Consider the following 22,509-nt stretch of genomic DNA (forward strand, 5'->3'; position numbering starts at 1 on the left):
TCACTTTTTTATTGATAGTTTTTTTATAAATTAGATTTAGTTTTTAATTTGATAGTAACAGATGGATATAGAGCAGTCGGATTTATACGAATCGTTAAAAAAGATTTTTGGCTTTAATCAGTTCAAAGGGTTGCAAGAGGATGTCGTAAGTAGCATCTTAAATGATAAGAATACATTTGTAATAATGCCTACTGGGGGAGGTAAATCACTTTGTTATCAGTTGCCCGCTTTAATGAAGGAAGGGACAGCAATTGTGGTTTCACCATTGATAGCACTGATGAAGAATCAGGTAGATGCTATTCGTGGAATTTCTGAAAACCAAGGAATTGCACATGTTTTGAATTCCTCTTTGAACAAAACAGAAATTAGCCAAGTAAAATCGGATATAGAAAGCGGTGTTACAAAATTGTTATATGTAGCCCCGGAATCCCTTATAAAAGAAGAGTATGTAGCGTTTTTAAGAGCGCAGAAAATTTCCTTTGTGGCCATTGATGAGGCCCACTGTATTTCAGAATGGGGTCATGATTTTAGACCTGAATACCGAAATTTGCGAACGATTATCAAGCAGATTGATAATGTACCTATTATTGGGTTAACCGCAACGGCTACCGAAAAAGTACAGGAAGATATACTTAAAACATTGGGTATGACAGATGCCAATGTTTACAAAGCTTCTTTTAACAGGCCCAACTTGTTTTACGAGGTACGCCCGAAAACAAAGGATGTAGAAAAAGATATTATTCGATTTATCAAGCAGCATACCGGGAAATCCGGTATTATTTATTGCTTGAGTAGAAAGAAAGTAGAAGAAGTTTCACAAATTTTGCAGGTAAACGGGATCAATGCGGTTCCTTATCACGCTGGACTTGATGCCAAATCAAGGGCCAAGCATCAGGATATGTTCTTAATGGAAGATTGTGATGTGGTTGTAGCAACCATAGCCTTTGGTATGGGGATTGATAAGCCCGACGTCCGCTTTGTGATTCACCACGATATTCCGAAGAGTTTGGAAAGTTATTACCAAGAGACCGGAAGAGCTGGTCGTGATGGTGGGGAAGGTTATTGCTTGACCTTCTATTCTTATAAGGACATAGAAAAGCTCGAAAAGTTTATGGCCAACAAACCCGTAGCGGAACAAGAAGTAGGGCACGCCTTGCTACAAGAAGTTGTGGGTTATGCAGAAACCTCTATGAATAGACGTAAGTATTTACTGCACTATTTTGGAGAAGAGTTTGATGCAGTAAATGGTGATGGAGCAGACATGGATGACAATATGAGGAATCCAAAGAAAAAAATGGAAGCCCAAAATGAAGTGGCAATCCTGCTCGGTGTGATTCGCGATACCAATGAAATGTACAAGCCGAAAGAGATTGTAAATACCTTGGTAGGTAAGGAAAACGCCTTGTTAAAGTCGCACAAAACTAACTGCCAATCGTTTTTTGGAATTGGTAAAGAGCACAATAATCACTATTGGATGGCCTTGATAAGACAAGTACTCGTGGCCGATTTGATTCGTAAAGAAATTGAGCAGTACGGTGTTATTAAATTAACAGAGAAAGGAAAAGCCTTTTTAGAGCAGCCTCATTCTTTTATGATGACGGAGAATCACGTCTATGCTACCGATGATGATGGTACCATTATCACCGTGTCGAAGGCAAAGTCAGTAGGGGTTGATGATAAGCTCGTAAGTATGTTGAAAGATTTGCGAAAGAAGGTCGGAAAACAATTAGGAGTACCGCCCTTTGCCGTATTTCAAGATCCATCAATTAATGATATGGCCTTAAAGTATCCGATAACTATTGACGAATTGTCAAAAGTTCACGGGGTAGGTGAAGGAAAAGCTCGTAAATACGGAAAGGAGTTTATTAAGTTGATCGGTAAGTATGTTGACGAAAACGAAATCATGCGCCCTGACGATCTGATTGTGAAAAGTACAGGGGTGAACTCTGGGTTAAAGCTATACATCATTCAGAATACCGATAGAAAACTTCCATTAGAGGATATCGCAAAATCTAAAGGTTTGGAAATGCCTGAATTGATTAAAGAGATGGAGGCTATTGTGTTTTCAGGAACCAAATTGAATATTGATTATGCTCTTGACGATCTTTTAGACGAAGATCAACAAGAGGAAATTCACGAGTATTTTATGGATGCTGAAACGGATAAAATCCAAGATGCCTTGGATGAGTTTGACGGAGATTACGACGATGAAGAATTGCGTCTTATGAGAATTAAATTTACCAGTGAAGTAGCCAATTAATGATTGCAGAAGTTACAGAATACATAGATAATCACGAAAAATGGACGCAAGAGCTTAAGCTCTTGCGTTCTTTGTTATTAGCATTGCCCGTTGAAGAAACCTTTAAATGGAAGGCTCCAACCTATACCTACCAAGGGAAAAACATCATCGGAATTGCGGCCTTTAAAGAATATGTTGGTTTGTGGTTTCACCACGGAGTGTATTTAAAGGACGAGGCTGGGCTATTAGTCAATGCACAGGAAGGAAAAACGCAAGCGCTTCGGCAATGGAGACTCGCGGAAATTGAACCTTCATTGGTGCCTGTAATTAAGAGTTATTTACAGGAGGCCGTAATGAATGCAGAGCAAGGGAAGTTCTACAAGCCTAAGAAGAAAACAGCGGCCCTTAGTATTCCTGAAGAATTGGCAGTCGCCATGAAGGCTGATGCCGCTTTGGAGCAGGCATTTATGAGCTTAACACCAGGAAAGCAGCGGGAATTTGCACAGCATATCTCGGAGGCAAAACGCGAAGCTACACGATTAAATCGCTTAGCAAAGGTACTTCCATTGATAAAAGCTGGAAAAGGACTGTACGACAAGTATAAGAAGTAATTAACACTAGTTAACACAAATTAATAGTTGATAACGGTTACTACCAGTATTTGTCACTTTTTTTGTGGATGGATTAATAAGATTGTGATATGCAAAAAACAAAATTAGTTATTGGGGTATTCCTGTATTGCCATGGAATTGTGGCGCAGGTAGCGAGTTTACCGATGAAGATGACAAAAGACGGACATACTTTTATCCGAGTTGCTGTCGATAACTCCAAACCCTTGCATTTTGTGTTTGATACTGGGGCTACTGCCGATGTACTCGACAGTATAGCGGCCCAGAAATTAGGGGTGAAAAGTAATTTTGAACAAGCCGTTCAAGGAGCTTCGGGTAGTGAGGTATACCATATGGCCACAGGGCATACGCTGAACTATGCTTCTGGAGTTACTTTGGATGATACTACTTTAGTATTAAAAGATATGTCGAATCTCAATCAGGCATTTGGTGTTCAAATTGACGGTATCACAGGGTATTCGTTGCTCAATAAATACGTGACTAAACTCGATTACGAACAAAGTCGATTGACACTGTATAAAATTATCGAAGCTGTGGACCTAACGGGGTTTAAAAAGGTGAAGTTCAAGTTTAGTGAGGGCATTCCTATTCCGTTGGTTCCAGTGGAATTTACATTGAGCTCAGGGCTTACATTTAACGGAGACGTTTTATTTGACAGTGGTGCAGGAATGACCTTGTTGGTGAATAGTCCTTTTGCAAAATCTCATAAACTCGCGAAGAAAGCGGGTAGAAGCCTGGTAAAAAAATCAGAAGGCTTGGGGAATGAAATGACATCTGAAAAAATTAGAATTCACTCATTAAAGTTCGGGCCCTATGCGTTTGAAGCCATGCCAATAGCACTTTCGCACAGCGAGGCAGGAGTTACCGCAATGAAAGGATTCATGGGGATTGTGGGAGCGAAAATTATCCAGCGGTTTACCATAGTATTGGATTATAAAAACCAATACATGTATCTCAAGCCAAATAGCTGGTATTCGAAGGCTTTTGATTTCCCTTTGTCAGGAATTTCTCTGCGAAAAAAAGAAGGAAAAATCATGGTGAACTATGTGGACTTGCAGGCTCCTGTTTATAAAAAAGGACTGCGAAAGGGCTTTGAGATTGTGGCTATTAATGACGATGATTCTAGAAACTTAGTAGCTTATGAGTTACTCTTGCGCAAAGAAGGATCGGAGGTATTGATTGAATATATCAATGAGGCACAAGAACGGAAAAAAATAAAAGTACGATTAGTAAAACTTTTGTAAAACGAAAAAGACCGAGCTTTTAAGCTCGGTCTTTTCTTTATTCTATTGTGATGTGTTGTATGGTTGCGGTCGAATCGCAACGAATTACATACAGCGATGTGTTTTTTAAACTGTCTTTACCAGTGATGTGGTATTCAGCACAAGGCTTTTGTCTTGGTTTACTTTTTCCAAAATCTACATCTGCGTTGAGCAAGACTGCGCTAATATAGGCGGTGTCTATTTTTTTTGCAGTCATAACTGCCAAGGCTTCCTCTGAGAACAGTCGTTTCTTAATGCGAATTGACTTTAAGGTTCTCGCATCGGGCCCGTATGGGAAGGAAACATTCTTGTTCTTCCAGAAGAAAAGAACCGCTACCGATCCTAAGGCTACACCTACTAAGTAATAGCCTATTCGTTTTAGTATATGCATAATCTCTTATTTCGAACGCAAAATTAGAAATTTCAAAGGGTATACCCAAGGAATTCTGTTGCGGATTCACCGGCTTTGTCAATTGTGTTTGTTACAATGGAATAAAAGCTTGGATTTTGTAAAACTCTTTGGAGTTTAAGTTGTCGTTCGAAATGTTAGGACCAGCAGCAAATCGAAACCAAACACCGTTGTTAAGGGTGGTTTTTACATAGGCTCCTAAAAATTGATACAAGGTTTTCGTAGCGCCACTGTCACTTCGTGTTTGTCCTAAATGTTCGTAGAAACCACCTACAGATAGGTGTTTGTTGAGTTTGATTCCAGGAATAACCCAGTTTAAAAGGAGGTCTTGAGAAGCTCCTTCACCTCGCAAACTCATATAATAGGCAGTATAGCCTTCAAATTCGAAATTTCCGTTGTTGTAAACCATGAATAAGCTAGGGATAAGGCTTTCACCAATTTTGGTATCAGCAGCTCCTGACAGTAGCTTCCCATGACCAAAACCTAAACTAGGATTTAAATAGAGTTTGTTGTTTGCTAAAGAGTAGCCCAGTCCAATCCCAGTTTCTAAAAACAGGTCTTTTCCTTGATTTCCGAAGGAAGGGTTTACCCAAAAAACACTGTAAAAGGTTAGTTTTTTGCGTTCATTAAGCTCATGCGAACCTAAAAACACATTGTTAAACCCTGCACCACTGTTGTGTATGGGCATCATGGCAAACGTGGTTTTCGAGGTCTTTTTCTCAGTTTTGTTGTCTTGCCCCATTAAGGAAAGAAAACTAAAAAGTGCGATGGTAATAAAGATTGATTTTTTCATGTGTTTTGATTTAAGCGGTTTTTTGTTGGTTAAATGTGGCAGTGCGTTTTTCTAAAAAGGCGGTCATGCCTTCTTTTTGATCATCGGTGTTAAAGAGAGCATGGAAAAGTCTTCTCTCGAATACGATGCCGTCTTTTAAACTGCATTCCAGCGATTGATTGATGGTTTCTTTAGCAGCTATCAAAGCCGTTTTAGAATAGGTGGCTAACTCTTGAGCGTATTGTATAACTTCATTCAAAAAATGCTGTTCTGCAATAATTTTTGAGACGAGCCCACTGGCAAAGGCCTCCTGAGCACTCAGGTTTCTTCCAGATAATATAAGATCCATAGCCTTGGCCTTTCCTACTAAAGATGTCAGGCGTTGGGTTCCGCCGATTCCAGGGATGACGCCAAGCTTAATTTCCGGTTGTCCAAATACGGCATTTTCTGTTGCGATAATAATGTCACACATCATAGCGAGTTCGCAGCCACCCCCCAAGGCATATCCTGATACAGCGGCTATAATGGGGGTTTTGACTTTGGCAAAGACCTCCCAGTACCCAAAGTAGTCTTCGTTAAACATGTCGTTAAAGTTTTTTTGCGACATTTCTTTGATGTCGGCACCGGCACAGAAAACTCGTTCCGATCCGGTGAGTACGATACAGCCAATGTCAGGATTGGTATCGTATTTTTTTAGTCCTTCAATCAGTTCATACATCGTAGATGAATTCAGGGCGTTTAAAGAACTTGGCCTGTTGAGTTTGGCAATGATGACTCTGCCAATTTGTTCGAATAGTACATTCATTTGAGTTGGTTTTTGTTGTGTTATTAAGAGTCCCAGATTGCTCCGTAGGCAGGAATTCCTCTGTATTCCATTTGGTGCACTACCTGCTGGGTTAATTTCTGGTTAGATATGCATATCACAGCCTCTGCTTGGTGTTCTTGGAGTGCCTGATACGCCAAGGTCACCAAATCGGGTTTTCCATGAGCGTCTGTATCCCAGATAACAGCATTAGGTTGAACATTCTTGATCTCAGTTAGTAAATCATTACCATAGGTTTTTTCTGGGTTTCTGGTGGCCCATACCAAAACTGAAGGCGTTTTATTAAGCAATAAGTGCGGGATACACGGACCAATACCACTTCCGGTAGCTACCCATATAACCTTATTAAAAAGTTTGTCTATGTTTCCAACACCCGCAGTAGGAATGCCTTTTACCCATATTTTCTCGGGACGTTCATTGATAAATTTGCCTGTCCAGTCTCCAGCTCTTGAAATGGTTAAGCGAAACCCATCCTTATCAGGTGTCGGTACATTGGCAAAGGCATGCCATTCGAGTAAGGGGTTTCTGCTCAAGGATGTTGACGAGCCTGCAAATGGTGTTACCCCATAGTTAAAAGAGGTCAACGCTACGTGGTTTGACGGTCGTTCTATATCGATAGCTACTTTTCTTAATCGCAACCATGGAAGGGCAACGCTAGTGGTAATTAAGCAAAGCGCCCAAAAATCTACCAAGTATACAAGAGGAGTTCCTGGGTGATTCGCGTTGGCAATAAGTAGCATTTGAATCCAGAAGAGTGCTAACACTGTCCATCCGCCAATTCGATGCGTAAGCTCAAAACTGTTATGACGCTTCGCTCTCATTTTGGGTAAGGCAAAAATGAGAATAAGAACTAGCAAGCTTATGATTGCACTTGTTACCACAACTAATGATAAAGGAATGCCACTGGCTCCGTTTAGGTATTGATGGTAAACTCCAAAAACAAAAGCTGCGTACCAAAGTGTTCCCACAGTAGTACTCCCGCTGTGTAGGCCACCAAAATGATACACTTTGGCAGCGACCCTGCGAATGCTTAGGGGCCATGATTTTGGAATACTCGTCGCAATAGCAAACAACATATTAATGAGGTATTGCTGTCGCATTATAATTCCTATGGTGAAATTTAGAAGCGCTATTTTGCCGATGGCTTCTAGCGAAAAGGCATTGTTCTCAAACCACTTCCAATCAACGAGCCCTCGATAGGCGATATAGCTGTTGATTAAGACGACTATCAGAAACAGACGATGGTAGGGAATGAGCAAGGGGTGCTTGCCTAGGCGGTAAAGCAAGGACTTTTTTGGTGGTAGGGTATTAGCGTTCATTGTTTTGGATGTTTAGAAAGGTTTTTACAGCTCTTTTGTCAATTTTTCCACGAGATGTTTTGGGGAGCTCCTTTACGAATTCCATCTGTCCTGGAACATAGTAATAGGGGAGTTCCTTTTGGATTTCCTCGCGAATCATAGCGGTTAGTTCTTCAGGGAATATCGGGACGGGGCTAATCACTGCTACCAAAGCGTCACCAAACTTCATACTCACCGCCCGTGTAACTTCGGGAAAGCGTTCTATAATGGCCGTTACGGCATCCAGTTCAACTCGGAATCCTTTGATCTTTACTTGATCGTCAATACGTCCGTAATGAATGAGTTCTCCGTGGTCGTTCCATTTACCGAGGTCTCCGGTATTGAACATGGTACGCTTACCGAAAAAGAATGGATCAGGAGCGTACTTTTTATCATTCAGCTCGGGATTGTTTAAGTAGCCTTTGCTCACACAGTTACCTCCGGCCCACATGGTTCCTACTTCACCTATGGCAACGGGTTTTCGGTCTTCGTTGAGTATGTATACACTGTTGTTTGGAGTGGGCTTGCCAATACTGAGTTCATTTTCTGAAGGAGAACAAAGGTGCATGGTATTTACGATGGTGGTTTCTGTCGGGCCACAGCAGTTGTAGAAGTTTGCCTTTGCCGACCACTGTTTTGCTAGGATTAACGGACAAGGCTCGCCGGCTACTGCAACGGTTTTGACATGTTTACAGCGATCGCTATCGATACCTGTTAAAATGGTAGGTGTGGCAATAATAACCTCCGCCTGTTCAGCTGTGGCTGCAATACTTTTGTCGCGAATGAGTAAATGTCCACCATTACCTAAGCAGCCTAAAATTTCCCAGGCAGCCATATCAAAAGAAATATTTAACAGTTGCGCTACTTTTGTTCCGGGTAGTATGTGGAGATTACCAGGAGAAGTATACAAAATATTGCATAAGTTCTGATGCGTTACTTCGACGCCGTTGGGGGTTCCCGTAGTACCCGAAGTGAATAAGATAAAGCAACTGCTTTGATCGGAGTAACGATGATGATTGATTAACTTGATGTTTCCGTATAGATTTTGATACAGTGGATTGTCAAGTGTACTGTCAATGGCAATACTCGTGTCGAGAGGCATATCTTCAAGAAAGCTGTCGAGTGTGAGTATCAATTTTTGCTCGCTGAGTTCACTTATAGTTCGCAACATGTTTGCAGGCACAATTCTAGGGTCTTGAGGTACGTATACTGCTCCGAGTTTTAGAATAGCGATCAAACCAGTTAAAAAATGGAGGGATCGGGGAAGGTACAAACCGATACGGTCACCTTGACGAATGCCTTTTTGTTTCAGTAACAAGGCGATGATGGTTGCTCTGTTATCTAACTCGCGATAGCTAATTTGTTGGTTCTGGTGCTCTGCAGCAATGGCTGACGGTGTTTTTTGACACCAATACGCAAAGGCTTCGTATACATTGGTATGGGCAGGTGTTTCTGCACTGCCAAAACCGAATTGTATAAACTGTTCCTGTTCTGCAGTCGAAAGGTGTGCAATAGGAGCTTTGTTAAGTGTTAGCAAAGAATTAGCAATGGAGTGCATTCTCGCTTCATGGGGGCTGTTTTGAAGTGTCTCTACAGTTTTTTTCATGATTGTTGGGTGTTATAGATTAAATAATTCGCTGCAGCTGAATTTTAATGAGGTAAAGAACTCCGATAAGAATCACAGAAGTATCACGAAAAAATCATTTTTATATCACATCGAATTTTTTTAAGTTAGCCCAGTTACCTAAAAATTTGCACAACCCAATGTCGAAGAAAGCCCTAATTATTGAAGATGACATGGCTATAGCCAATTTAATAGCCTTGCATTTGAAGGACTTAAGCTACGAAGTAGTGAAGGTTGGAGAGGGGGATAAAGGGCTGGATTTTGCCTTGCGTGAAGACTATAACCTCATTATTTTGGATATAAACTTGCCAAATCTTGATGGAATAGAGGTTTGTAAACAAATTAGATTGGTAAAACAGACACCGGTAATCATGCTGACAGCAAAGACGGAAGAACTCGATAAGGTATTGAGTTTAGAGTTGGGAGCTGACGATTATATTACCAAACCTTTTAGTGTTCGTGAATTTATTGCCCGTGTGAAGGCGGTGACGAGGAGGTTTGAGAAGGCTACTTCTCATAAAATTGGCCTCGTCCACAATGAATTGCAGTTTGATGAGTTACGTATATTAAAGGAAGAGCGAAAAGTAACCTTGTCAGGACGTGTGCTCAATTTATCACCTACAGAATTTGATTTACTGGTGTTAATGGCTTCGAATCCGGGAAAGGTGTTTAGTAGAGAAAAATTACTAGAGTTGGTTTGGGGTTACGATTTTGATGGCTACCGACATACTGTAAATTCACATATAAATAGATTGAGAGGAAAGTTAGAATCAAATATGTCAGATCCTAAATTTATATTAACTACATGGGGGGTAGGCTATAGGTTTAGTGACGAATTTAAAACGTCCTCCCATGAAAACCCTAAAGAGCATTTCAAATAGGTTAATAGTTAAGCTAGGTTTATCCTTTTTAGTTATTATTTTATTCATGAGCTTAGTGTACATGCTGTTAACCTTTTTTTTAGTGGAACGATTTTACAGTCAAACTACACAGCGTTTAAATATCAATGTTGCCAATCACCTTATTGAAGAAAAGTTTCGTGACGCATCTCCATTTCTAGAAAACGGAGAGGTGAATAAAGCCTTGTTCGATGATATTATGCACGATATGATGTCGGTGAATAGAGCTATTGAAGTGTATTTACTCAACGAAACCGGTGAGATATTGTATTCTGTGGTATTAGATCATAGCAATCCATACAAGCCGTTGAAAAAAGTAAGCCTTGTACCTGTAAAACAATTTCTGGCCAATAGAAATCGCTATGTGCTAGGAGAAGACCCAAGAGAAGCTAACAAGCGGAAAATATTTTCGGCAGCAGCCTTCGAGAAAAACAATCGGAAGGGATACATCTATATTATTTTAGCAAGCCAACAGTTTCACGAAGTTTGTGCGACTTTGTTTAAAGACTATTTTGTAGCATTGAGTTTGAGGTCAACCTTGGTTACGATGGTTTTTGCGGTATTGTGCGGCAGTTTACTCGTGTGGTTTTTGACAAAGAGCTTACGGGTAGTTATCTATCACGTAAATGAATTTAGACAAGGACATTGGTGTAGTCGGATACCTGCAGCTGCCCAGTCAGATTTGTCGGTGTTAGCCCTTACCTTTAACGATATGGCCCAAACCATAGCGAATCACATTCAAGAAAAGGAAGCACTGATGCGATTTCGGAAAGAGTTGATCGCAAATGTTGCACATGATTTACGAACTCCACTAACAGCGATAAGAGGTTATGTAGAGACCTTAACGATGCGGGAAGAACGCATGGAGGCCGCCGATAGGAGAGAGTTCATGGCAGTTATTGAAAAAAGTGCATTGCACTTGACTAATTTGGTAAACCACCTGTTTGAATACGCTACTTTAGATGCTAAAAAACTACATCTGAATCCAGAACCATTTTATATAAATGATTTGCTGTACGATTTAAAAGAACGATACACCCTGCTAGCAAAAGAACGCAATATTCAAATTGCTGTCGAAATACCTCCTGTAATGAGTCCAGTAATGGCGGATGTCAAGTTGATGGAGCGCGTATTGCAGAATATTATTGAAAATGCTCTTAAATTTTCGAAAGATGGAGGAACAGTATTCTTGCGGGTATTGACAGGTCAAACGGCAACGAAGATTCAAATTGAAGATGCGGGGCCAGGGATTTCAGAGCAGGAGTCTCAACGCATCTTTAAGCGTCTCGAACAAGGTGCCGCAGGAGGCGAAGAAAAGGGAATTGGTTTAGGTTTGGCCATCGTCAAAAAAATTATCGAACTCCACGGTTCTGAAGTCAAACTAAAAAGTAGGTTAGGAGTAGGGACTGTCTTTGAATTTGACTTGCCGAACTATCAAAATGCCAATTAAAAAGAGCCTAAAAAAATAGGCCCTTCTTTATAAAAATAATAAGTTGATATCTCTGTAAGGTAAATCAAACCAATCAGCAACGGTTTTATTTGTGAGGATGCCGTGGTAAAAGTACATGCCATTTCTCAAGCTCTTGTCAAAACGCGCAGCGTTTTCAAAGCCGCCTTCTTCTGCGATATCTAGCAAATAAGGGGTGAAGATATTACTGATAGAAACGGATGCCGTTCGCGCGTAGCGCGAAGGAATATTCGGAACACAGTAATGAATAACACCACTGTGGGTAAATGTAGGACAGCTATGCGTGGTAACGCGTGACGTTTCAAAACAACCTCCGCGGTCAATACTCACATCGACAATCACAGCACCTTCTTTCATTTGCTCAATCATCCCTTGTGTTACCACCACGGGTGAGCGGTCTTCTCCTCGTAAGGCTCCAATGGCAACATCACAACGCATCAGTGCTTTTGCAAGCGTTTTTGGTTGAATGGTTGAGGTATACAGTGGCGTATTGATATTTGCTTGTAATTTGCGCAATCTAGAAATTGAATTATCGAATACCTTAACACGTGCTCCGAGCCCAACTGCCGATCGTGTTGCAAATTCAGCAACAGTACCTGCACCGATGATAACTACATCACTCGGCGGTACGCCACCAATATTTCCGAGGAGTAATCCATTACCACCATTAGCAGTATTCATAAGCTCGGCAGCAATATGCATAGAGGCAATTCCTGCGATCTCACTTAGTGATTTTACGATGGGGTAAATTCCTAACTCATCTTTAATATAATCAAAAGCAATGGCTGTAATTCGTTTTTTAGCCAAAGCCTCGAAATACTTTTTCTCCTGTGTTTTTAACTGTAGCGCTGATATTAATACCGCTTGCGGAACTAACATCTTAATTTCGTCCAAAGATGGCGGCTCTACTTTGAGTACGATATTACAAGAAAATACTTCTTTGATGTCGTAAGAAACCTTTGCTCCAGCTTCTGAGTATTCTCTGTCACTGTAATTAGCACCTTCACCAGCACCTGCTTCAATGACGATTCGGTGACCGTGAGCCACCAAAGCCGATACGGCATCTGGAGTTAAGCTGATTCTCTTTTCTTCAAAATGAGTTTCCTTTGGAAGTCCAATAAACAATTCTCCTTTTTGTTTTTTGATCTCCAACATTTCAGGTTGGGGCATTAATTGTTCTTTGGTGAAAGGTGAAGTAATAGCGCTCATTAGTTTTTGTTAGTTGAGTTTAGTTCGATGTTGCGTTGACCGTTGTCCAATTGTTTGATGTGGATGTGCACCGCATCTAAAGGTAATAAATTTTTGACATTTTCAGGCCATTCAATTAAACACCAATGATTACTGTACAGATAGTCTTCTATTCCCATATCGTAGGCTTCTTCTTCATCGTCAATTCTGTAAAAGTCAAAATGATATACAATTTCTTTCGCTGCCGTATGGTACTCGTTAACCAATGAGAATGTCGGCGAGTTTGCAACATCCTCAATGCCTAGCTCTTTGCAGATTTCCTTTATTAAAGTTGTTTTTCCAACGCCCATTTCACCGTTAAAAAGTAGCACTTTGCTCGGTGCTTGTTCAATGACTTCTTTTGCAATTTCAGTCAGCTGTTCTAAAGTGTAATCTCTGTTCATATCCACAAAAGTAATTAACTTTTTAGATTGTTGGAAATTTAGTTTAATAGGAGTAGTGTCCGATAATGGTATAGTCAAATAAGACGTCTTCAATTACCTGGCCACCACCAATATTATGAATGACCATATAACGTTTCTGATCTCTTGATTTTTTTGAAACCACCAGACCTATATGGGTGAGTCCATTGGATAGACGCCAGCAAACAATATCACCGGGTAGGTAGTCTGCAGCTTTTGTACTTCGTTTTTTTACCTTTCCGAAACGACTGAAAAACGTCATTAAATTGGGAACACGGCGATGGTCAATATTAGCATCCGGTCTTTTGAGTCCCCACAATTTAGGATACTGCTCAAAGCTGCGTTGCATATCCTCGTGAACGAGACGCTGTAAGTCAATGCCGAGTTTGCGGTAGGCTCGTATCACAACGTCGGTACAAACACCTTTGTCTTTCGGAACATCTCCCATAGGGTATCCTATACTAAAGTAACGCCCGTCGTACTGAATAGCGCTGTTTTCGATACTGATAGCGGCCTTATCCAGAGCTTTTGCGTCTGTTTGGGCCTGAGCCCATGAACTGCAAAGCAACAAGGCAAATAAGGTATAGAGTAAGTAACTTTTTTTCATTTACTTCGGTTCATAGATACTACATGGGATAATCATTTCCTCCAGAGAAATTCCTCCGTGCTGATACGTGTTCTTATAATACTTAACAAAGTGGTTGTAATTGTTTGGGTAGGCAAAAAACATGTCTTCTTTTGTGAAAATAAAAGGACTGTTAATAGCTACTTGCGGTAGAAAAATATCTTTAGGATTTTTCACGGCGTAGACATCTTTGTTTTCATAAGTCAAACTGCGTCCTGTTTTATACCTCAGGTTAGAGCTGATATTCTTATCGCCTATGACTTTTGTAGGTGTTTTACAATTGATCGTTCCGTGATCGGTAGTAATTATCAATCGCTGTCCCAGTCGTTGTGCTTTCTGGATGATCTCAAACAGAGGAGAGTTTTTAAACCAGCTAACGGTTAATGATCGGTATGCCTTGTCATCACCTGCGAGCTCTTTGATGACTTCCATTTCTGTTTTAGCATGAGAGAGCATGTCAACAAAGTTATATACGACTACGGTTAGGTCATTGTGTTTGGTAGCATTGTAGCTGTCGGCTAAATCTCTTCCGTTTTTTAGAGAGATAATTTTGTAGTATTCATGTTTGATATCCAGGCTTAATCGCTTTATTTGACTGCTTAAAAAGTCAGATTCAAATAAGTTTTTTCCTCCTTCATCGGTGTCATTTTTCCAAAACTGAGGGTACATTTTTTCCATTTCAGAAGGCATAAGACCCGAGAAAATGGCATTCCTAGCGTACTGGGTTGCCGTTGGTAAAATACTGAAATAGGAATGTTCCTCTTCTTTTTTGTAATAGTTGTTTATAAAGGGCTCTAGCACGCGGTATTGATCGTAACGCAAGTTGTCAATAACTATCCACAGTACACCATTCGGGGCTTTGAGGTTGGGTACGATGTAATCTTTAAACAGCGTATGTGAAAAGGTAGGTTTGTGTGAACCGGTAAGCCAGTCCTGGTAATTTTTCTTTACGAATTTAAAAAACTGACTGTTCGCTTCTACTTTTTGAGATTCTAAAATCTCAAGCATCCCTGAATCATTGATGTTCTCCAGTTCCAATTCCCAATGCACTAATTTTTTATAGAGCTCTGTCCAATCTTCAAAGGTGTTCACCATGGCGAGATCCATCGCTATTTTTCGGAATTCCTGTTGATAGTTGGAGGTAGTTTTTTCAGAAACCAAGCGCGAATGATCGAGGTTTTTCTTCAAACTCAATAAAATTTGATTCGGATTTACTGGTTTGATGAGGTAGTCAGCAATTTTCGACCCGATGGCCTCTTCCATAATGTATTCTTCTTCACTCTTGGTAATCATAACCACAGGTAGGTTCGGATTGAGTTGCTTTATTTCGGAAAGTGTTTCTAGTCCTGTGATACCGGGCATATTTTCGTCAAGAAAAACAATGTCGAATTGTTGTTCTTTTACCATATCGATGGCGTCTGCACCGTTGGTACACGATTGCACCGTATAATTCTTTTTTTCTAAAAATAAAATATGTGGTTTTAGTAAGTCGATTTCATCATCCACCCATAGTATATCTATATTTCTCATATGCACGTCAATGTATTGTTTAAACAAAACGTTAAATAGGCGTTTTGTTGTGTGTTCAAAAGCTAAAAATACGTTAATTAAACTTTCTCGGATTTGGTTTTATCCAGAAATTATAATTCTTTTGTTAGAAATTGATGAATAACTGATGGTGACTAAGCAGCAAACGAATAAACTAAAAATTTTAAACGATCCGATTTACGGGTTCATTTCTATCCCGAATTCCCTGATCTTTGATATTATCCAGCACCCTTACTTTCAACGATTGCGCAGGGTGACCCAAATGGGGTTGTCAAACTTGGTGTATCCGGGAGCTAATCACACGAGATTTCATCATGCGATGGGCTGTATGCATCTCATGCAAAAAGCGATTCGAGTGTTGCGTTCTAAACAGGTGCGTATCACGGATGAGGAGGAAGTAGCAGTTTGTATAGCGATATTATTGCACGATATCGGTCACGGTGCCTTTTCACATGCCTTAGAACACAGTATCGTGAACGGTATTGCACACGAAGAGATTTCGCTAAAATTTATGAGGGCCCTCAATGAGGAGTTCGACGGGAAATTGAGTTTGGCAATTCAGATTTTTGAGGGAAACTACGATCGCGCCTTTTTAAATCAGTTGATTTCAAGTCAGTTGGATATCGATCGTTTGGATTACTTAAAAAGAGATAGTTTTTATACAGGAGTCGCAGAAGGAAACATTTCTTCTGATCGCCTTATTGCCATGATGAACGTCGTTAATGACGAATTGGTAATTGAGCAAAAAGGAATTTATTCTGTAGAGAAGTTCATTATTGCACGCAGACTCATGTACTGGCAAGTATATTTGCATAAAACCGGATTGGTTGCTGAGCAAACGTTGGTGAGTGTATTGAAACGCGCGAAGGAGTTGGCCTCGAGAGGAGAAGACTTATTTGCCAGCAAAGCCTTGCGTTATTTTTTGTACAATGAAGTTCGTCAGGACAACTTTTCGAAAGAAACTCTGGAAATATTTTCTAGACTTGATGATTACGACGTACTGCTGTCGATAAAAGAATGGATTAATCACGACGATCCTATTTTAGCTCGACTCTGTAAAATGATTATTCACAGAAATTTGTTGCGAATTGAATTACAAGACGAGCCTTTTGACAGTGCCTATGTAAGTAATATCAAGGCACGCGTAAAGCGTGAATTTGACCTTTCGGATGAAGAAATGACCTATTTTGTCTACGATAAACAAATCTCAAATCAGGCGTATTTTACAAATAAGCCTATCCTTATCTACACAAAGAGCGGTGAATTGAAAGATATTGCTGCGGCCTCTGATCAATTGAATGTTCAAGCCCTTGCGCAACCTGTTACGAAACACTACTTGTGTTATCCAAAAATGCGCTAACCATCGAAAACATCACTTAATTGAAATAGCTAATTAAACAAAATTAACTACTTTTGCCATTAATGAAATTCAAAGCAAAACAAATAGCCGACATTTTAGGAGGAGAGATTATTGGAAATGAGGATGCTGAGGTGTCTAAGCTTTCTAAAATAGAAGAAGGAGAAGAAGGTTCTTTAACCTTTTTAGCCAACCCTAAATACAATTCATTTTTATATACGACCAAAGCTACGGTTACCATAGTAAACAAATCGTTTCAGTTGGAAAAAGACGTGGAAACGACCTTGATAAAAGTAGAAGATGCCTATAAGTCATTTTCCAAATTGTTGGAGTTTTACAATGAAGTGAAGAACAACAAGGTCGGTAGAGAGCAGCCCCATTATGTTGCGGAATCCGCAAAAATTGGGAACGAAGAGTACATCGGAGCTTTTAGTTATATCGGAGAAAATGTGGTGTTGGGAAATAATGTTAAGATTTATCCCAACTCTTATATAGGTGACAATACAGTTATTGGAGATAATACGACCATTTTTGCCGGCGTAAAAATATATTCAGAGTCTGTAATCGGGGCTAATTGTAAAATTCATTCGGGAACCATTATCGGTTCGGATGGTTTTGGGTTTGCTCCTGACGAAAATGGAGAGTACAAGGCCGTTCCTCAAACAGGAAATGTTATTATTGAAGACAATGTGGATGTCGGAGCCAATTCTACCATTGACAGAGCCACTTTAGGTTCTACAATTATTAGAAAAGGAGTAAAGCTCGACAATCAAATCCAAATTGCCCACAATGTGGAGATTGGAAAGCACACCGTGATTGCTTCGCAAACAGGTGTAGCCGGATCTACAAAAATCGGTGAGTATTGTATGATTGGAGGACAGGTAGGAATCGTAGGGCACATCAATATTGGCAATAACGTAAAGATCCAAGCACAATCAGGTATCGGACGCAGTTTGAAAGATGGTGACGTCGTGCAAGGAACACCTGCTTTTGGATATTCGGACTACAACAAATCGTATGTCCATTTTAAAAATTTACCGAACATAGCAACAACAATTCATAAACTTGAAAAAGAACTAAATACTCAAAAGAGAAATAATGAGTAAGAAACAAACAACAATTAAAAACGAAGTAACTCTATCAGGTGTTGGTTTGCACACTGGTAATGAGGTGGTAATGACATTTAAACCTGCTCCGGTGAATACTGGATATGCTTTTGTTCGAGTGGATTTAGAAGGATCACCGATCATTGAGGCAAAAGCAGAATACGTTACGAACACACAACGAGGAACGAACCTCGAGAAAAAAGGTGTTCAAATCCAAACTTCTGAGCACGTACTTGCGGCTGCAGTTGGTTTGGGGCTTGACAACCTTTTCATAGAAATTAACGCATCGGAACCTCCAATTATGGACGGTTCTTCAAAGTTCTTTATCGAAGCCTTAGAGCAGGCTGAAATCGTGGAACAAGATGCAGAAGTTGAAGAATACATCGTCAAGGAGATTATTACCTATAAAGACGAAAAAACAGGCAGCGAAATTATTTTAATGCCTTCTGATGAGTATCAGGTAACCACGATGGTTGATTTCGGAACTAAAATTCTCGGAACTCAGAACGCTACTTTAGATTCTATCAGTGATTTTAAAGAAGAAATCTCTGCTGCGAGAACTTTCAGTTTTTTACACGAAATTGAAATGTTATTAGAGAATGACTTGATCAAAGGAGGAGATTTAAACAACGCGATCGTTTATGTTGACAAGGAATTGTCAGACGAGACTATGGTGAAGTTGAAGAAAGCCTTCAAAAAGGACAATATCGCGATTAAACCGAACGGGATTCTCGATAATTTAACCCTACACTGGGCTAATGAGGCTGCCCGTCACAAACTTTTAGACGTCATTGGTGATCTAGCCTTGGTAGGTACTAAAATTCGCGGTAAAGTTATTGCAAACAAGCCAGGTCATTTGGTAAATACACTTTTTGCTAAAAAATTAGCAAAGATCATAAAACAAGAAAAGAGAAATAACGTTCCTAGTTACGACCTCAATGAGGAACCACTCATGGATATTCATAAAATCATGAGTATTTTACCTCACCGTCCACCATTTTTATTGGTTGATAGAATATTAGAGTTGAGTGACAGACACGTAGTAGGGATGAAAAATGTGACGATGAACGAAGATTTCTTCGTAGGACATTTTCCAGGAGCACCAGTAATGCCTGGAGTACTTCAAATTGAAGCGATGGCTCAATGTGGAGGAATCCTCGTGTTGAGTACTGTTCCAGATCCTGAAAACTATCTGACGTATTTTATGAAGATAGACAATGTGAAGTTCAAACAAAAGGTACTTCCTGGAGACACTTTGATATTCAAAAGTGAATTAATAACCCCGATAAGAAGAGGAATCGCTCATATGCAAGCCTATGCGTATGCCAATGGTAAATTGGTGTGTGAGGCCGAGCTGATGGCGCAGATTTCTAAAGTAAAATAAGAAGTATGAATCAACCTTTAGCATACGTTCATCCACAAGCAAAAATAGCGCGTAATGTAGTGATTGAACCTTTTACAACCATTCACGCTAATGTAGAAATTGGATCGGGAACCTGGATAGGTTCAAATGTGACAATTATGGAGGGTGCACGTATAGGAAACAATTGTAGAATCTTTCCAGGAGCGGTAGTATCTGCCATTCCACAGGATTTGAAATACAATGATGAGGAGACTACGGTGATCATCGGTGATAATGTTACCATCAGAGAATGTGTAACGATTAACAGAGGGACCTCTGACCGAATGAAAACCGTAATTGGAGACAATTGTTTAATTATGGCGTATAGCCACGTGGCACACGATTGTATTGTAGGAAATAATTGTATTTTCTCTAACAATACTACCTTGGCAGGACACGTGACTATCGGCGACAATGTAGTACTTGCAGGTATGGTGGCTGTACATCAATTTGCATCGGTTGGAAATCACGCCTTTGTCACTGGAGGTTCTTTGGTGAGAAAAGACGTTCCTCCGTATGTAAAGGCAGCACGTGAACCACTTTCTTACGTGGGAATTAATTCAGTAGGACTGCGTCGACGTGGATTTACAACGGAGAAAATTAGAGAGATTCAAGATATCTATAGAATTTTATACCAAAAGAATTACAACAATACCCAAGCAGTAGAGATTATCGAAGCAGAAATGCAAGCTACTTCAGAGAGAGATGAAATATTACAGTTTGTAAAAGATTCTCATCGAGGTATTATGAAAGGATATTTTAAAGCAAGTTAACGAATATTAAATAGTAAAAACTATGGCAACAACTTCAGATATAAAGAAAGGATTGTGCATTCGCTACAACCACGATATTTTTAAAATCATTGAATTTTTACACGTAAAGCCAGGAAAAGGACCTGCTTTTGTAAGAACAAAATTGAAAAGTGTTACTACTGGTAAAGTAATTGATAATACCTTTTCAGCAGGACATAAAATTGAAGACGTTCGTGTAGAAACTCATAAGTTTCAGTATTTGTATGCTGAAGGGGATGATTTTCACTTTATGAATACGGAAGATTACAATCAAATCACCTTACAGAAATCGGTGTTAGATGCACCAGATTTAATGAAAGAAGGTGAAATAGTGACGGTGTTAATCAATACCGAAGATGCATCACCACTTTCAGTAGAGATGCCATCACACGTAATTTTGGAAGTGACGCACACAGAACCAGGAGTAAAAGGAAATACAGCAACGAACGCTACAAAGCCAGCTACTGTTGAAACTGGAGCTCGTATCAATGTGCCTCTTTTCATTAACGAGGGAGATAAGATCAAAATCGATACTGAAAAAGGAGCGTATTCAGAACGTATTAAAGAATAATTTATGGATTCCCGCTGAAAAGCGGGAATTTTGATTTATATGAAGTTTAAAGAAATACAAACCCTTAAGGGAATTGCCGAACTGTTGAACGTAGAATTTGTAGGAGCTGCAGATTTCGAAGTTTTAGGAATGAATGAAATCCACGTTGTAGAACCTGGTGACATCGTTTTTGTAGATCACCCAAAGTATTACGACAAAGCGTTACAGTCAAAGGCAACCACGATATTGATTAATAAAGAAGTGGCCTGTCCAGAAGGAAAGTCCCTGCTAATAAGTGACGACCCTTTTCGTGATTTCAATGCCTTAACCAAACATTTTAATCCTTTTATCGCCGCAACTGCGAGCATTGCTGAATCGGCTGTAATCGGTGAAAATACGGTAGTACAACCCAATGTTTTCATAGGAGAAAATGTACGTATTGGTAGGGATTGTTGTATTCACGCCAATGTAGTGATCAACAACGATTGTATCATCGGTGATGGAGTTACCATCCATTCGAATACCGTACTCGGTAGCGATGCCTTCTATTATAAAAACCGCCCGGAAGGTTTTGACCGATTGATTTCTGGAGGTCGTGTAGTTTTAGAAAACCACGTTGATTTAGGAGCTTCTTGTACTATCGATAGAGGGGTTACAGGAGATACCACGATAGGCGAAGGAAGTAAAATTGACAACCAGGTCCACATCGGGCACGATACGGTAATAGGTAAAAAGTGTTTAATAGCAGCACAGACTGGTATTGCCGGTTGTACGGTTATTGAAGACGAAGTAACTATTTGGGGACAAGTAGGTATTATCAGTGGTTTAACCATTGAAAAGGGAACGGTATTAATGGCACAAACGGGAGTGTCTAAATCTCTCAAAAAGGGAATTTACTACGGAACTCCACAGCGTGAATATCGTCAAACCTTGCGAGAAGTTGTGTATTTGAAAAACGCGACGAATCCAGAAAAAAAGTAACAAAAAATTAATTGTGAAAAGTCAATTAAAAGATTATTTTTGTCTGACTTTAAAAAATAAAAAAACAAACCAATGAGTGTTTTAGTAAATAAAGATTCAAATATTATAGTACAAGGATTTACAGGAAGCGAAGGAACTTTCCACGCTGGACAAATGATTGATTACGGAACCAACGTAGTTGGTGGTGTAACTCCAGGAAAAGGAGGACAAGAGCACTTAGGTAAGCCTGTATTTAACACAGTAGCTGAGGCTGTTGCAAAGGTAGGAGCGGATACTTCTATTATTTTTGTACCACCAGCATTTGCTGCTGATGCTATTATGGAATCTGCTGAGGCTGGAATCAAAGTAATCATCTGTATTACTGAGGGAATTCCAACTGCTGATATGGTAAAAGTGAAGGCGTATATCGATGCAATCGATGGATGTACTTTAGTAGGACCTAACTGTCCAGGAGTTATTACTCCAGAAGAAGCTAAAGTAGGAATCATGCCTGGATTTATTTTTAAGAAAGGAAAAGTAGGAATTGTTTCTAAATCTGGAACATTGACTTATGAAGCTGCTGACCAAGTAGTGAAGCAAGGGTATGGAATTACTACTGCTATCGGTATTGGAGGAGATCCAATTATCGGAACTACCACGAAAGAAGCTGTTGAGTTGTTAATGAATGACGACGAAACAGAGGCGATCGTAATGATCGGAGAAATCGGAGGTAACTTAGAGGCAGAAGCAGCTCGTTGGATCAAAGCTGACGGTAACCGCAAGCCAGTTGTAGGGTTCATCGCTGGACAAACAGCACCTGCTGGAAGAACGATGGGACACGCCGGAGCTATTGTTGGTGGAGCAGATGATACAGCACAAGCAAAAATGAAAATTTTAGCTGAAAACGGAGTTCACGTTGTTGAGTCTCCAGCTAAAATTGGTGAGATGGTAGCAAAGGTTTTATCATAAACCAACAACATTTCGTTAAGAAATGTTAAATAAAATATAATTTATCTTTCAAAAATCCGTTGAATTTGTAAATTCAACGGATTTTTTATT

General features: G+C 39.9%; 21 protein-coding genes. 12 read left to right on the forward strand and 9 right to left on the reverse strand.

Annotated features, from left to right (window positions below; translation table 11 throughout):
- Nucleotides 1-61: 61 nt before the first annotated feature.
- The 3 genes from ACXAG7_RS00355 (at nucleotide 62) to ACXAG7_RS00365 (ending at nucleotide 4,112) form a co-directional block, all read left to right on the forward strand.
- Complete coding sequence (locus tag ACXAG7_RS00355) at nucleotides 62-2,260, forward strand: RecQ family ATP-dependent DNA helicase (protein WP_476665557.1); 2,199 nt, start codon at nucleotides 62-64, stop codon at nucleotides 2,258-2,260.
- A complete protein-coding gene (locus ACXAG7_RS00360; protein WP_408043531.1) occupies nucleotides 2,260-2,850 on the forward strand; it encodes a YdeI/OmpD-associated family protein in 591 nt (196 codons plus the stop codon). Before ACXAG7_RS00355 ends, ACXAG7_RS00360 begins: the two co-directional genes overlap by 1 nt.
- Before the next feature lie 89 nt (nucleotides 2,851-2,939).
- Nucleotides 2,940-4,112 (forward strand): aspartyl protease family protein, encoded by a 1,173-nt coding sequence (locus tag ACXAG7_RS00365; protein WP_476665558.1) that lies wholly within the window; start codon nucleotides 2,940-2,942, stop codon nucleotides 4,110-4,112.
- Nucleotides 4,113-4,149: 37 nt separating this feature from the next.
- On the opposite strand, the gene ACXAG7_RS00370 is transcribed toward ACXAG7_RS00365, so the two are convergent.
- The 5 genes from ACXAG7_RS00370 to ACXAG7_RS00390 form a co-directional block, all read right to left on the reverse strand.
- Entirely contained in the window at nucleotides 4,150-4,521 is a 372-nt protein-coding gene (locus ACXAG7_RS00370) for a DUF4258 domain-containing protein (protein WP_408043533.1), read from the reverse strand.
- Between the two features lie 91 nt (nucleotides 4,522-4,612).
- Complete coding sequence (locus ACXAG7_RS00375) at nucleotides 4,613-5,332, reverse strand: DUF6733 family protein (protein WP_476665559.1); 720 nt, start codon at nucleotides 5,330-5,332, stop codon at nucleotides 4,613-4,615.
- A 10-nt stretch (nucleotides 5,333-5,342) separates the two neighbouring features.
- A complete protein-coding gene (locus ACXAG7_RS00380) occupies nucleotides 5,343-6,116 on the reverse strand; it encodes an enoyl-CoA hydratase-related protein (RefSeq protein WP_408043535.1) in 774 nt (257 codons plus the stop codon).
- Between the two features lie 23 nt (nucleotides 6,117-6,139).
- Nucleotides 6,140-7,453 (reverse strand): ferredoxin reductase domain-containing protein, encoded by a 1,314-nt coding sequence (locus ACXAG7_RS00385; protein ID WP_476665560.1) that lies wholly within the window; start codon nucleotides 7,451-7,453, stop codon nucleotides 6,140-6,142.
- Nucleotides 7,443-9,077 carry an AMP-binding protein gene (locus tag ACXAG7_RS00390; protein ID WP_476665561.1) on the reverse strand — a complete coding sequence of 545 codons (1,635 nt, stop codon included), beginning with the start codon at nucleotides 9,075-9,077 and terminating at the stop codon, nucleotides 7,443-7,445. The genes ACXAG7_RS00385 and ACXAG7_RS00390 overlap by 11 nt, the downstream gene beginning before the upstream one ends.
- Before the next feature lie 158 nt (nucleotides 9,078-9,235).
- On the opposite strand from ACXAG7_RS00390, the gene ACXAG7_RS00395 reads away from it, so the two are divergent.
- Together ACXAG7_RS00395 and ACXAG7_RS00400 are read left to right on the forward strand one after the other, a co-directional pair.
- Nucleotides 9,236-9,976: a winged helix-turn-helix domain-containing protein gene (locus tag ACXAG7_RS00395; RefSeq protein WP_408043538.1), complete on the forward strand. Its 741-nt coding sequence runs from the start codon at nucleotides 9,236-9,238 to the stop codon at nucleotides 9,974-9,976.
- A gap of 46 nt (nucleotides 9,977-10,022) precedes the next feature.
- Nucleotides 10,023-11,444: a sensor histidine kinase gene (locus ACXAG7_RS00400; RefSeq protein WP_476665562.1), complete on the forward strand. Its 1,422-nt coding sequence runs from the start codon at nucleotides 10,023-10,025 to the stop codon at nucleotides 11,442-11,444.
- Between the two features lie 27 nt (nucleotides 11,445-11,471).
- On the opposite strand, the gene ACXAG7_RS00405 is transcribed toward ACXAG7_RS00400, so the two are convergent.
- Genes ACXAG7_RS00405 through porX form a run of 4 tightly spaced genes read right to left on the reverse strand, consistent with a single transcriptional unit; the run spans nucleotide 11,472 to nucleotide 15,266 of the window.
- Nucleotides 11,472-12,671, reverse strand: a complete 1,200-nt coding sequence (locus ACXAG7_RS00405; RefSeq protein ID WP_408043540.1) for an alanine dehydrogenase — start codon at nucleotides 12,669-12,671, stop codon at nucleotides 11,472-11,474.
- Nucleotides 12,671-13,093 carry a tRNA (adenosine(37)-N6)-threonylcarbamoyltransferase complex ATPase subunit type 1 TsaE gene (gene tsaE, locus ACXAG7_RS00410; RefSeq protein ID WP_408043541.1) on the reverse strand — a complete coding sequence of 141 codons (423 nt, stop codon included), beginning with the start codon at nucleotides 13,091-13,093 and terminating at the stop codon, nucleotides 12,671-12,673. The genes ACXAG7_RS00405 and tsaE overlap by 1 nt, the downstream gene beginning before the upstream one ends.
- A gap of 43 nt (nucleotides 13,094-13,136) precedes the next feature.
- Entirely contained in the window at nucleotides 13,137-13,718 is a 582-nt protein-coding gene (locus ACXAG7_RS00415; RefSeq protein WP_476665563.1) for a DUF1287 domain-containing protein, read from the reverse strand.
- On the reverse strand, nucleotides 13,719-15,266 hold the full coding sequence (porX, locus tag ACXAG7_RS00420; protein WP_408043543.1) for a T9SS response regulator signal transducer PorX: 1,548 nt from the start codon (nucleotides 15,264-15,266) through the stop codon (nucleotides 13,719-13,721).
- 145 nt (nucleotides 15,267-15,411) lie between these two features.
- Here porX and ACXAG7_RS00425 point away from each other — a divergent pair, with 145 nt between their 5' ends.
- The 7 genes from ACXAG7_RS00425 (at nucleotide 15,412) to sucD (ending at nucleotide 22,419) form a co-directional block, all read left to right on the forward strand.
- A complete protein-coding gene (locus ACXAG7_RS00425) occupies nucleotides 15,412-16,644 on the forward strand; it encodes an HD domain-containing protein (RefSeq protein ID WP_408043544.1) in 1,233 nt (410 codons plus the stop codon).
- Between the two features lie 62 nt (nucleotides 16,645-16,706).
- Nucleotides 16,707-17,747 carry a UDP-3-O-(3-hydroxymyristoyl)glucosamine N-acyltransferase gene (gene lpxD, locus ACXAG7_RS00430; protein WP_476665564.1) on the forward strand — a complete coding sequence of 347 codons (1,041 nt, stop codon included), beginning with the start codon at nucleotides 16,707-16,709 and terminating at the stop codon, nucleotides 17,745-17,747.
- A complete protein-coding gene (locus ACXAG7_RS00435; protein ID WP_408043546.1) occupies nucleotides 17,740-19,131 on the forward strand; it encodes a bifunctional UDP-3-O-[3-hydroxymyristoyl] N-acetylglucosamine deacetylase/3-hydroxyacyl-ACP dehydratase in 1,392 nt (463 codons plus the stop codon). Before lpxD ends, ACXAG7_RS00435 begins: the two co-directional genes overlap by 8 nt.
- A 5-nt stretch (nucleotides 19,132-19,136) precedes the next feature.
- Nucleotides 19,137-19,922 carry an acyl-ACP--UDP-N-acetylglucosamine O-acyltransferase gene (gene lpxA, locus ACXAG7_RS00440; protein ID WP_408043547.1) on the forward strand — a complete coding sequence of 262 codons (786 nt, stop codon included), beginning with the start codon at nucleotides 19,137-19,139 and terminating at the stop codon, nucleotides 19,920-19,922.
- A 22-nt stretch (nucleotides 19,923-19,944) separates the two neighbouring features.
- Complete coding sequence (gene efp, locus ACXAG7_RS00445; protein WP_476665565.1) at nucleotides 19,945-20,511, forward strand: elongation factor P; 567 nt, start codon at nucleotides 19,945-19,947, stop codon at nucleotides 20,509-20,511.
- 39 nt (nucleotides 20,512-20,550) lie between these two features.
- The gene (locus ACXAG7_RS00450) at nucleotides 20,551-21,471 is read left to right on the forward strand and encodes a UDP-3-O-(3-hydroxymyristoyl)glucosamine N-acyltransferase (RefSeq protein WP_408043549.1); all 921 of its coding nucleotides are present in this window, start codon (nucleotides 20,551-20,553) and stop codon (nucleotides 21,469-21,471) included.
- 72 nt (nucleotides 21,472-21,543) lie between these two features.
- The gene (gene sucD, locus ACXAG7_RS00455; protein WP_408043550.1) at nucleotides 21,544-22,419 is read left to right on the forward strand and encodes a succinate--CoA ligase subunit alpha; all 876 of its coding nucleotides are present in this window, start codon (nucleotides 21,544-21,546) and stop codon (nucleotides 22,417-22,419) included.
- Nucleotides 22,420-22,509: the final 90 nt, after the last annotated feature.

It is taken from the genome of Tenacibaculum sp. AWR4_210, assembly GCF_056160945.1.

Bases quoted from the DNA above. Each gene is read 5' to 3' on its own strand.
- ACXAG7_RS00355 (WP_476665557.1), top strand. From the start codon at position 62: ATGGATATAGAGCAGTCGGATTTATACGAATCGTTAAAAAAGATTTTT.
- ACXAG7_RS00360 (WP_408043531.1), top strand. From the start codon at position 2,260: ATGATTGCAGAAGTTACAGAATACATAGATAATCACGAAAAATGGACG.
- ACXAG7_RS00365 (WP_476665558.1), top strand. From the start codon at position 2,940: ATGCAAAAAACAAAATTAGTTATTGGGGTATTCCTGTATTGCCATGGA.
- ACXAG7_RS00370 (WP_408043533.1), bottom strand. From the start codon at position 4,521: ATGCATATACTAAAACGAATAGGCTATTACTTAGTAGGTGTAGCCTTA.
- ACXAG7_RS00375 (WP_476665559.1), bottom strand. From the start codon at position 5,332: ATGAAAAAATCAATCTTTATTACCATCGCACTTTTTAGTTTTCTTTCC.
- ACXAG7_RS00380 (WP_408043535.1), bottom strand. From the start codon at position 6,116: ATGAATGTACTATTCGAACAAATTGGCAGAGTCATCATTGCCAAACTC.
- ACXAG7_RS00385 (WP_476665560.1), bottom strand. From the start codon at position 7,453: ATGAACGCTAATACCCTACCACCAAAAAAGTCCTTGCTTTACCGCCTA.
- ACXAG7_RS00390 (WP_476665561.1), bottom strand. From the start codon at position 9,077: ATGAAAAAAACTGTAGAGACACTTCAAAACAGCCCCCATGAAGCGAGA.
- ACXAG7_RS00395 (WP_408043538.1), top strand. From the start codon at position 9,236: ATGTCGAAGAAAGCCCTAATTATTGAAGATGACATGGCTATAGCCAAT.
- ACXAG7_RS00400 (WP_476665562.1), top strand. From the start codon at position 10,023: ATGAGCTTAGTGTACATGCTGTTAACCTTTTTTTTAGTGGAACGATTT.
- ACXAG7_RS00405 (WP_408043540.1), bottom strand. From the start codon at position 12,671: ATGAGCGCTATTACTTCACCTTTCACCAAAGAACAATTAATGCCCCAA.
- tsaE (WP_408043541.1), bottom strand. From the start codon at position 13,093: ATGAACAGAGATTACACTTTAGAACAGCTGACTGAAATTGCAAAAGAA.
- ACXAG7_RS00415 (WP_476665563.1), bottom strand. From the start codon at position 13,718: ATGAAAAAAAGTTACTTACTCTATACCTTATTTGCCTTGTTGCTTTGC.
- porX (WP_408043543.1), bottom strand. From the start codon at position 15,266: ATGAGAAATATAGATATACTATGGGTGGATGATGAAATCGACTTACTA.
- ACXAG7_RS00425 (WP_408043544.1), top strand. From the start codon at position 15,412: ATGGTGACTAAGCAGCAAACGAATAAACTAAAAATTTTAAACGATCCG.
- lpxD (WP_476665564.1), top strand. From the start codon at position 16,707: ATGAAATTCAAAGCAAAACAAATAGCCGACATTTTAGGAGGAGAGATT.
- ACXAG7_RS00435 (WP_408043546.1), top strand. From the start codon at position 17,740: ATGAGTAAGAAACAAACAACAATTAAAAACGAAGTAACTCTATCAGGT.
- lpxA (WP_408043547.1), top strand. From the start codon at position 19,137: ATGAATCAACCTTTAGCATACGTTCATCCACAAGCAAAAATAGCGCGT.
- efp (WP_476665565.1), top strand. From the start codon at position 19,945: ATGGCAACAACTTCAGATATAAAGAAAGGATTGTGCATTCGCTACAAC.
- ACXAG7_RS00450 (WP_408043549.1), top strand. From the start codon at position 20,551: ATGAAGTTTAAAGAAATACAAACCCTTAAGGGAATTGCCGAACTGTTG.
- sucD (WP_408043550.1), top strand. From the start codon at position 21,544: ATGAGTGTTTTAGTAAATAAAGATTCAAATATTATAGTACAAGGATTT.